The sequence below is a fragment of the Phocaeicola intestinalis genome, assembly GCF_014837065.1.
GTDB classification, from domain to species: Bacteria; Bacteroidota; Bacteroidia; order Bacteroidales; family Bacteroidaceae; genus Phocaeicola; species Phocaeicola intestinalis.
The window spans coordinates 33,139-43,751 of the sequence record NZ_JACSPP010000029.1 but is presented as its reverse complement, the minus strand read 5'-3'; the positions used below and the strand labels follow the sequence as shown (position 1 = coordinate 43,751).

Annotated in this window: 7 protein-coding genes; 6 read left to right on the top strand and 1 reads right to left on the bottom strand. The window is 44.8% G+C overall.

Features of this window, described 5'->3' with window-relative positions:
• Positions 1–215 precede the first annotated feature (215 nt).
• Positions 216–3,155 carry a PL29 family lyase N-terminal domain-containing protein gene (locus H9625_RS10205; protein WP_191764219.1) on the bottom strand — a complete coding sequence of 980 codons (2,940 nt, stop codon included), beginning with the start codon at positions 3,153–3,155 and terminating at the stop codon, positions 216–218.
• A 624-nt stretch (positions 3,156–3,779) separates the two neighbouring features.
• Between H9625_RS10205 and H9625_RS10200 the strand changes: the two genes are divergently transcribed.
• From H9625_RS10200 to H9625_RS10175, 6 genes are all read left to right on the top strand, one after another.
• Complete coding sequence (locus H9625_RS10200) at positions 3,780–4,451, top strand: succinate dehydrogenase/fumarate reductase cytochrome b subunit (RefSeq protein ID WP_087213311.1); 672 nt, start codon at positions 3,780–3,782, stop codon at positions 4,449–4,451.
• A 115-nt stretch (positions 4,452–4,566) separates the two neighbouring features.
• Positions 4,567–6,549, top strand: coding sequence for a fumarate reductase/succinate dehydrogenase flavoprotein subunit (locus tag H9625_RS10195; protein WP_191764217.1), 1,983 nt, complete (start codon positions 4,567–4,569; stop codon positions 6,547–6,549).
• Positions 6,550–6,610: 61 nt separating this feature from the next.
• Positions 6,611–6,973 (top strand): four helix bundle protein, encoded by a 363-nt coding sequence (locus H9625_RS10190; RefSeq protein ID WP_191764215.1) that lies wholly within the window; start codon positions 6,611–6,613, stop codon positions 6,971–6,973.
• 48 nt (positions 6,974–7,021) lie between these two features.
• Positions 7,022–7,777: a succinate dehydrogenase/fumarate reductase iron-sulfur subunit gene (locus H9625_RS10185; protein WP_013618090.1), complete on the top strand. Its 756-nt coding sequence runs from the start codon at positions 7,022–7,024 to the stop codon at positions 7,775–7,777.
• Between the two features lie 660 nt (positions 7,778–8,437).
• Positions 8,438–9,016, top strand: coding sequence for a DUF3575 domain-containing protein (locus tag H9625_RS10180; protein WP_087250754.1), 579 nt, complete (start codon positions 8,438–8,440; stop codon positions 9,014–9,016).
• 19 nt (positions 9,017–9,035) lie between these two features.
• On the top strand, positions 9,036–10,454 hold the full coding sequence (locus H9625_RS10175) for a DUF3868 domain-containing protein (protein ID WP_191764213.1): 1,419 nt from the start codon (positions 9,036–9,038) through the stop codon (positions 10,452–10,454).
• The last annotated feature ends 159 nt before the right edge of the window (positions 10,455–10,613 follow it).

Genomic DNA, 10,613 nt, shown 5'->3' with positions numbered 1-10,613 from the left:
ATTTCTTTCATTTACAAATTTAATAATTCTCTTGGCTTTATGCTATTTTGCTAGCACATTACAAACATAGGAACTAAGTGTTTGGCGATACATCCCGTTTGTCGGTTTGAATTGAAAAAAGAAAAGAGAGGCAATCCTCAATACGAGATTGAGAACGCCTCTCTTATCTTAGGTAAGCATTTGGTTATTAATTGTCTGGCTTAGAGATCCCAGAATCACTTTTTAACAGTAACAGGGAATGTCTTAGTCATCTTCAAGCCCCAAACATCTTCTACAGTCATCTTCACGTTGATGGTAGCCTTGCCGTCAACCAAATCAGAATCACTGATGTTAGATACAGTTTTGATTACACCTGTTGCAGCATCAATTGAACCGTATTTCTTACCGTCGTTGTCGGCGATAGCGAAGGTTACGTTCTTGATTTCGTTAGCTCTCGGAGTAGCAGCTGGTGTGAACGTATACTGAGCGGTATAAGCGGCTGCGTCTTTGTAGCTGTCGAAGAGTGCTTTTAAGGTCTTTTGAGTAGAACTCAAGTTTTCATCCTTGATGATTTGGTCGTAAGTACCCTTGTCTGCATTGTAAACATAGATAGTACCTACTACCTGGTTAACGATGTCTTGCCAGCCCATCAAAGTAGACGTCTTAGCATTTTGAGAATTAACTTTGATGTAGAAGTGGTCATTAGCTGTCAAGCTGGTATAATCGTCGATGGTCATGCCAAAGTCAATCAAATCGTCCTTGCTGATTTCGATAGGTTTGCCTTCTGCATTGACAACATAACCGCCATTGGTAGCATATGCACTATAATTATTAATCTTCTTCGGTGTTCCGTCAACAGCGAATAACTGCAAGTTCTTGCCTATGTTGATACCGGCAGCATAAGTTGCGCTGATACCGGTAGTCACGTCGATAGTCTTGCCGAATACGCCAGCCATCTTCGTGTCATCGATCTTGATGTTCGAACCGTCAGCAGTATAAACAGCACTCAGAACCTTAACCTTGAAGTCGTATTCGATTTCATTGTTAGTATTGCCGAACAGATAGAATGTACCGCGGATGTTACGTTCCTTGTTCATGTGGTTCTTGCCTTCATTGCCAAGTGCAACGCCTTCAATAGGAATTACGATATCGTTGCCGTATACCCAATTTTCAGAACCCCAAGCTTGAGAACCGTCTGATTCTAACCAGTTCATATAGTCAAGGTCTTCATAGCCAACCAATGTAGCGATGTTAGAAACTTTACGAACAACGCCTTCATCTATGCCATAAGAAACTTGTGTACCGTTAACTTTACCTACAACCTGCAGAGTCTTTCCGTCTTCTGTATAAGCTGTAGCCAAAGCGAACAGGTCTTCAACTTTCGGATTAGTAACTTCCATAGAAGTTTCGGTCTTGTAGATTACAGTTGTACCATTGGCAGCCTCCAATACAACTTTATAGTCACCCGGAATTACATCTGTAGACGGCAATACGAACTGGAATGCATCCGCATTCGAGTAGTTGGCCGATGTACCGTCAGCTTTCACTACCTGAACGGCATATGGACCGTATTCTACTTCATCTTTGTCTACCAAAGTAATAGTCGGACCAGCCGCAATAAAGTTATTAAGTTGAGTAGCGGTTGTGAATCCAAGTTCTTCGATATCCCACTTGATGATTTGTCCGATTCGTGAATCGCTGCTGCTTACAGCCTTAGTAGACAATGTGATGTTCTTTTCAGACAACTGTCCGGTAGAAGCGATAGTCTGAGCAACATAGATTGTAAATGTTTGGCTGTCAGCAGAACCGTTCAGACCAAGTGCTGTAACTTTAACGGTTACAGGAATCGTCGTGTCATTGCCTGGATTAGCGACAACCAGTTTATGACCGTCAACGATTGACAAACCGTATTTCTCAACCTGCAGCTGGTTTGCCAACTCAATGATGTATTTGCCTTCATATTCATTTTCGAAGTAAATAGGAGCTGTTGCCGTAGGCTCGTTGCTGACCGGAGCCAACAAATCGATTTCAGCAGCCAGTTCAGGATTATCACCTCGATAAATAATGACATTATTTCTTACTACTGTGTTAGAAATAGTATATGCAAACGGAGTTTTAACCACTTTGCCATTGGCATTTTCTACAACAAGTGCGGTAGCGCTCTTCGTTTCAGCATACTTACCGTCTTCATTCATTTCTTGATTAACCTGCAGCGTCCACAAGCAGTCATCTTCACTGGCAGATCTACTCATTACACCCCAATAATCAACATTCCATTCACCAGAAATGCCTTTAGTCGGGTTAGACAAAGTAATATCTTCTACTACACCATCTTTCAACGTTTGCAAGCTGAACTTAAATCCATCTGCTAAGTCAATAGAAGCCGGAGTTACCAATACAGGCAATTCGGCACCTTGTTTCAGCAAAGTTTCTTTTTCAATCTCACCGATTTCGGGGAATGCTTTCAGCAAAGCCTGATAGTTTTTACTGGTAGTTGTCGGATTCCATTCTGCAGTTTCCACTTCAACTTTTACAACAGCAGCCGGAGCTTCCACTGTATAAGCGTCCGAAGTAGTAGGCAACAGGTAAGCTGTTCCGTCTACGTTCAGTTCGATGAAACCATCTTTTTCTACTACATAGATTTGGGTAGAGCCAGCGTATACGCCTGAGTCAACAGCCTTGTATTCGCTTGTAGCTTCATCCCATTCCCAAACAAACCAGTTGCCTGTTTCCTTGTCGATGTAAGGAGACTTGCCCGGTTCGCCAGCTTCACCGGCAGGACCTTGTTCGCCAGCTTCACCTTGCTCGCCTTGTTCACCTTTTTCACCTTTAGCGCAAACGCCAGTGTCTACACCGTCAATGACCCAGTTGTTGGTAGTGGGGTCAAGTGTGATGACAGTACCCGGTTTTCCGTCTTCACCGTTGATACCGGTGATGTTCTGTGTGGTACCGTCGTTCATGGTTACAGTGAAACCATTTTCGATAGGAGTAACCGATGATACCCACTTGCCTTCGCCTACCAGCTTCTGCAAGGCTGCGATTGCATCCTTGTTAGAAGTGATTTGCTGTTGCAGGTTATTGATGTCATCATCATAATCCTTACAAGAGGTAAAAGTTCCTGCCGAAGCGAACAATAACGCTCCGAACAGCAGTGCACTTAAATACTTTTTTCTCATAACAAATAAAATTTAATTTATAAATTAAAAAACTCAAATCGTTCTAACTCAGGTATTTGCAAGCCCTGCTTTACCTTTTGTATCTGCCTGTTTCTACTCAGGCTTGTAACCGCTCCGGCTACTGACGGATTGTTTGTAAACGGTTGATTTATAGGAATGTATTCGAATTGCATTAGGATTTGTTAACTAAATGTGCCGGATATGTGCCGGTTTTGTAGTCAGGAAATTGCGCTAAAACGGGCATAAAAAGATGTATAAACAGCCTTAATGGAAATGTTTGGGACTATATTTTGTCACGAAAAATGGACATTAATAAAGTTTAACTTATCCTTTTTGAATGTTCCGAAGAAGGTTCCTTCTTAACCATGCGCTGTATGAAATTGTGCATTTTGTATATGCCATGTAGTAGAGACGATGTGCACATCGTCTCTACAGAAACAGTGCGAAATGTTCAATGAACTGATTATTTTATGGAAAGAATACACATTATCTGATTGAATTTAAAGAATTATTTCCGTAATCGCTTGTGTTATCTCAATAAATCTTCTAATTTTGCATCGTGTAACAGACCGTACTGGAGGATATTTTAGTTCAAACAATTAAATAATTTAAATTCAATCATTTATGTGGTTAAGTAATTCATCTATTGGAAGGAAAGTGGTGATGAGCGTAACAGGTATCGCCCTTGTCCTGTTTCTTACATTTCACATGTTGATGAACCTTGTTGCACTGTTTTCGGCGGAAGGTTATAACACAGTATGTGAATTCTTGGGTACTAACTGGTACGCTTTGATAGGTACCTTGGCGTTAGCTGCCTTGTTTGTAATTCACATCGTTTACGCTTTCTGGCTGACGATGTTGAACCGTGCCGCACGTGGTAACGAACGTTATGCGGTGAGTGCAAAGCCTAAAACTGTGGAATGGGCTTCTCAGAACATGTTGGCTTTGGGTGTGATTGTCATCCTGGGCTTGCTGTTGCACTTGTTCAACTTCTGGTACAACATGATGTTTGCCGAATTGATAGGCAATCCGATGATGGGCGGTCTGGAAGCAACCGACGGTTACGGTTACATTGTACAGACTTTCTCTAATCCGGTATTCTTCGTTCTGTACATCGTTTGGTTGTGCGCTTTGTGGTTCCACTTGACTCATGGTTTCTGGAGCTCTATGCAGACATTAGGCTGGAACAACACCATCTGGATCAACCGTTGGAAGTGCATCTCTAACATTTATTCTACGATTATCGTGCTGGGCTTCATGCTGGTTGCGGTAGTATTTTTTGTGAAGAATTTATAATGTAGGCACTAGGTTACAGGTACTAGGTACTAGGTTACAGATACTTTATATTAAGGATGAAAAAACCTAGTCAACTAGTCAACTAGTTCCTAGTCAACTAAAAAAGAAAACAATTATGGCTAATATACTCGACTCTAAAATTCCTGAAGGTCCGATAGCTGAAAAATGGACCAACTATAAAGCTCACCAGAAACTGGTGAACCCCGCCAACAAACGTCGTTTGGATATCATCGTGGTAGGAACCGGTCTTGCAGGTGCTTCTGCAGCCGCTTCTTTGGGCGAAATGGGCTTCCGTGTGTTTAACTTCTGTATTCAGGATTCTCCGCGCCGCGCTCACTCTATCGCTGCTCAAGGTGGTATCAATGCTGCAAAGAATTATCAGAACGATGGCGACTCTGTATATCGTCTGTTTTATGATACTGTAAAAGGTGGTGACTATCGTGCACGTGAGGCAAACGTTTATCGTTTGGCTGAAGTTTCGAACAACATCATCGACCAATGCGTGGCTCAGGGTGTACCTTTCGCACGCGAATATGGAGGTCTGCTGGCAAACCGTTCGTTCGGTGGAGCACAGGTGTCACGTACATTCTATGCCAAAGGACAGACCGGACAGCAGTTGCTGTTGGGTGCTTACTCGGCATTGAGCCGTCAGGTAGGTGCAGGCACAGTCAAGCTGTATACTCGCTATGAAATGGAAGATGTGGTAATCATCGACGGCCGTGCCCGCGGTATCATTGCCAAGAATCTGGTAACCGGTAAACTGGAACGTTTTGCTGCACATGCTGTAGTTATCGCTACCGGTGGTTACGGTAATACTTACTTCTTGTCTACCAATGCGATGGCATGTAACTGCTCGGCTGCAATGGCTTGCTACCGTAAAGGTGCGTTCTTCGCTAATCCGGCATACGTGCAGATTCACCCGACTTGTATTCCGGTACACGGCGACAAGCAGTCTAAGTTGACTTTGATGTCTGAATCGTTGCGTAACGACGGACGTATCTGGGTTCCGAAGAAGCTGGAAGATGCCAAGGCTTTGCAGGCTGGTACCAAGAAAGGCAGTGACATTCCGGAAGAAGACCGTGACTATTACCTGGAACGTCGTTATCCGGCATTCGGTAACTTGGTTCCGCGTGACGTTGCCAGCCGTGCGGCTAAGGAACGTTGCGACCACGGTTTCGGTGTCAACAATACCGGCTTGGCTGTATTCCTCGACTTCTCTGAAAGTATCGAACGTCTGGGATTGGATGTAGTGCGCCAGCGTTACGGAAACCTCTTCGATATGTACGAAGAAATCACCGATGTGAACCCGGGCAAATTGGCAAACGAAATCAACGGCGTGAAATATTACAACCCGATGATGATTTATCCGGCTATCCACTACACCATGGGTGGTATCTGGGTAGACTACGAATTGCAGACTACCATTAAGGGTCTGTTTGCTATCGGCGAATGTAACTTCTCCGACCACGGCGCAAACCGTCTGGGTGCTTCTGCCTTGATGCAAGGCCTTGCTGATGGTTACTTTGTATTGCCTTACACCATCCAGAACTATCTGGCAGACCAAATCACTGTTTCCCGCTTCTCTACCGACTTGCCGGAATTTGAGGAAGCAGAAAAGGCTGTCCAGGCTAAGATTGACCACCTGATGGGAATCCAGGGCAAACGCTCGGTAGATTCTATCCACAAGGAACTGGGCCACATCATGTGGGAATACGTAGGTATGGGACGTACCGAAGCCGGACTGAAGACTGCTCTTGCGAAGCTGAAAGATATCCGCAAGGAATTCGAAACCAACTTGTTCATTCCGGGCAAGAAAGAAGGTCTGAACGTAGAATTGGATAAGGCAATCCGCTTGAACGACTTCATCACCATGGGTGAACTGATTGCATACGACGCATTGAACCGTAACGAATCGTGCGGTGGTCACTTCCGTGAAGAATATCAGACCGAAGAAGGCGAAGCCAAACGTGATGATGCCAACTATTTCTATGTATCTTGCTGGGAATACCAAGGCTCGGATGATAAAGCTCCGGTTCTCTACAAGGAACCGCTGGTTTACGAAGCTATTAAAGTTCAGACAAGAAATTATAAGAGTTAATTAATTTCAGTTGACAAGGTACTAGTTGACTAGTTGACTAGGTTTTAAATAGTATAAGCTTATGAGGACCCATAAAGAATTGGTCGTTTGGCAGAAAAGTATGGAAATGGTCAAGTGTCTTTACTTGGTAACTCAGGCTTTCCCTAAAGAAGAAATATATGGAATCACTTCCCAAATGCGCCGTGCTGCCGTATCGATTCCGTCAAATATTGCAGAAGGATTCGGCAGAGGGTATGATAAAGAGTTGATTCATTTCCTATATATGGCTTTAGGATCTGCATCAGAATTGGAAACGCAGTTTCTTATTTGTAAGGATATTGCATATATTTCGGATGCACAATATCAAGAGCTGGACAGCATGAACAGTGAAATAATAAAAATGTTGACGGCTTTGATAAACAAACGTAAGTCATTTGTATTTTAAACCTAGTTACCTGGTACCTGGTACCTAGTAACCTTAAAAATAAAAACAATGGATAAAAATATATCATTTACGCTGAAAATTTGGCGTCAGAACGGACCGAAGGAAAAAGGTCATTTCGATACATTCCAGATGAAAGATATCCCGGGCGATACTTCGTTCCTGGAAATGCTGGATATCTTGAACGAGCAGTTGGTTGAGGCTGGTAAAGAACCGGTAGTATTCGATCACGATTGCCGTGAAGGTATCTGCGGTATGTGTTCTCTGTATATCAACGGACATCCGCACGGACCTGCAACAGGTGCTACTACCTGCCAGCTCTATATGCGCCGTTTCCACGATGGCGATGTCATTACCGTTGAACCGTGGCGTTCGGCTGGTTTCCCGGTTATCAAAGACTTGATGGTAGACCGTACGGCTTACGACAAGATTATGCAGGCTGGTGGTTTCATCAGTGTACGTACAGGCGCTCCTCAGGATGCCAATGCTATCCTGATTCCGAAACAAGTGGCTGACGAAGCGATGGATGCTGCTTCTTGTATCGGTTGTGGCGCATGTGTAGCTGCTTGTAAGAACGGTTCGGCAATGCTGTTCGTATCAGCAAAGGTTAGCCAGCTGAATCTGTTGCCGCAAGGTAAACCGGAAGCTTTGCGCCGTGCGAAAGCCATGATTGCCAAGATGGACGAACTGGGCTTCGGCAACTGTACCAATACCCGTGCTTGTGAAGCTGAATGTCCGAAGAACGTTTCAATCAGCAATATCGCTCGTTTGAACCGCGACTTCATCAAGGCAAAACTGAAAGACTGATGATTTTTAGGTGCCAGAGGCTAGGTGACTAGTTGACTAGGTACTAGGTGACTAGGTACCAGGTACTAGGTGACTAGGTATTAGATACTAGGTACCAGGCACTGGATATTTGACGAGTTGACAAGTTGATAAGGATTTAAATCCAAGTCTTCTTGTCAACTCGTTTTTTATGAATGTCCGGGAGCTATGCAAAAGAATTTTAAACTATTTGTAATATCCTTGTATAATGTTGGAAGAATCAAGCTGAATGACTATATTTGCAAAGTGATTTTTTTCATAGTATTAGATTTAAGGTTAACAAGGTTGGGAGAAAGCGTTCTCCCATTTTTTTTGTTCTTGGGAACAGTTTCTGAATATCTGCAAAATGCCAATGGTATAAAAAGGAGTTATGCTCGCTTCGCTCATAGGAGTTAAAGGACAATGGTTCTGTTAGGGTTTCCATTAGTAAAAGTATTGGCTTCTCACTCACTTTAACTTCTTGGAATAACTCCTTATCTTGAAATTATCCGTTATTTTACAACTTGTTAATTTGCCCCCCCCTATTCGTTAATGTGTTTTAAAAATTAAGCACTCGTATCTTAAATATATTTGTATTTAGTAATTAATTGCTACATTTACCCCGTTTTGATAGAGGTTCGATAGAGATTAAAAAAGTTCAGTATGAGATTACTAATTGTAAGTATTTGTCTGGTCGTGGCAAGTCTTACCGCATCTGCACAGAATGTAGTGGTAAAGACTAATTTATTATACGACATAACCGCAACAGCAAATCTTGGTATAGAATTTAAAGTGGCTCCGAAATGGACTGTAGACATATCGGGGAATCTCAATGCATGGACTTTCAGCGATAATAAGAAATGGAAACACTGGGTGCTGCAGCCCGAAGCACGCTATTGGCTGTGCGAACGTTTTAACGGACATTTTGTCGGTGCGCATCTTGTAGGCGGCATCTATAATATGGGAAACTGGAATACAGACTTTACTTTCCTGGGTACCGATTTCGGACAGCTGAAAGAACACCGCTACGAAGGCTGGCTGGTAGGGGCGGGCATAGCCTACGGATACCACTGGATGCTGGGCAGGCATTGGAGTGTAGAGGCTGAGATAGGCATCGGATATGTCTATACACAGGCAGATAAGTACGAGTGTCCGCGCTGCGGAGAGCAGCTGGAAAACAACAAGCCACACCATTACGTGGGACCTACCAAAGCAGCGGTCAATCTCATTTATGTATTCTAACGGAAGGGAGGCGGTGGATATGAAAAGAATGACACGTAACATATTATCTTATTTGTTCGGGAGCGGGTTGGCTTTGTTGCCACTCATGTCTTTTGCACAGGTACCATCGGCGGGCAATGCTGTCGGTGTCGATGACGTACAGATCAGCCGTGTGCGCGACAGTGTACGCATCACATTGCTGTTCCGTCTCGATAGCCTTCAGATACGTTCCAACCGTTCGCTGGTGCTTCAGCCGTTTTTCAAGGGAGAAAGCGGCGGGCAATGGTTGCCCTCCGTCGAACTGATGGGCCGCAAGCGTTACCTGTATTACCTGCGTAATGATTCGCTTGTTTATGCCGGAACGCCTTGCCGCGTGATGAAAGCCGGTAAAGGGATGCCGTCCCGGCTTCCCTATCAGGCAGTCCTGCCCTACCAGCCGTGGATGGAAGGTGCGTCGCTCTATCTGGGTAAGGACGAATGCGGGTGCGGACAAGTAATAAACACCATGCAGCAGCCCCTTGCCGTAGCAGATATTGCGTGGCATCCGGCATTGGCATACATTGCTCCGCAGGTCGAGACCGTAAAGAGCCGTCAGCTCAGCGGCCGTGCTTATCTCGATTTTCCTGTCAACAAGACTGAAATTTACCCCGATTACCGGCGTAATCCGGCAGAACTGGCAAAGATACGTGCCACGATAGACAGTGTGCGTGCCGATAAAGACGTGAATATCGTGCAGATATACGTCAAGGGATATGCTTCGCCCGAAGGTACTTACCGTTCGAATGCACGTCTGGCAGAAGGTCGTACCGAGGCATTAAAAGAATATATCATGAGCCGTTACGGGCTGGCTGGCAGCTTGTTTGCCGTAGATAGCGAGCCCGAGAACTGGGAAGGGCTGCGTGCCTATGTAGCCGGAAGCAACCTTGCCGATAAGGAAGGCATTCTGGAGATAATCGATAGCAAAGATGAGCCTGATGCCAAAGAGCACCGCTTGCGTTCGGCTTATCCGCAGGCATACCGCACCCTGCTTGCCGACTGTTATCCCGGACTGCGCCGTTCCGATTACCGCATCGACTATGTGATACGCGGATTCAATGTCGATGAGGCGAAGCAGGTCATCCGCACCCGTCCGCAGAACCTGTCGTTGCAGGAAATGTTTGCCGTGGCGCAGACCTACCGTCCCGGAAGTCCGGAGTTTATCGAGGTGTTCCAGATAGCCGTGCAATACTACCCTACCGACCCGGTGGCAAACCTCAATGCGGCAAATGCCTTGCTCGAACAAGGACTGGCGCAGCAGGCAATGCCTTACCTGATGAAAGCAGGCGACAGTCCGCAGGCAGCCAATGCACGGGGCGTAGCCTTACGTATGCTGGAACGGTACGATGAAGCCGTCCGCTGGCTTCACCAGGCTTCCGAAGCCGGACTAGAGGAAGCCCAAGCCAACCTGTCGGGCATTTGAAGGCTCACCACAGATTACACAGATTGAATAATTAATTTTTCATTGCCAATAAAAAATCTGTGTAATCGGTGGTGAAAGAAAAGAGAGTGGTTTTTGATAGAGATAACTTTCGTTCTTTGACTTATTGGGAAATACGGGAAAAACAATTAACTTTGCAGT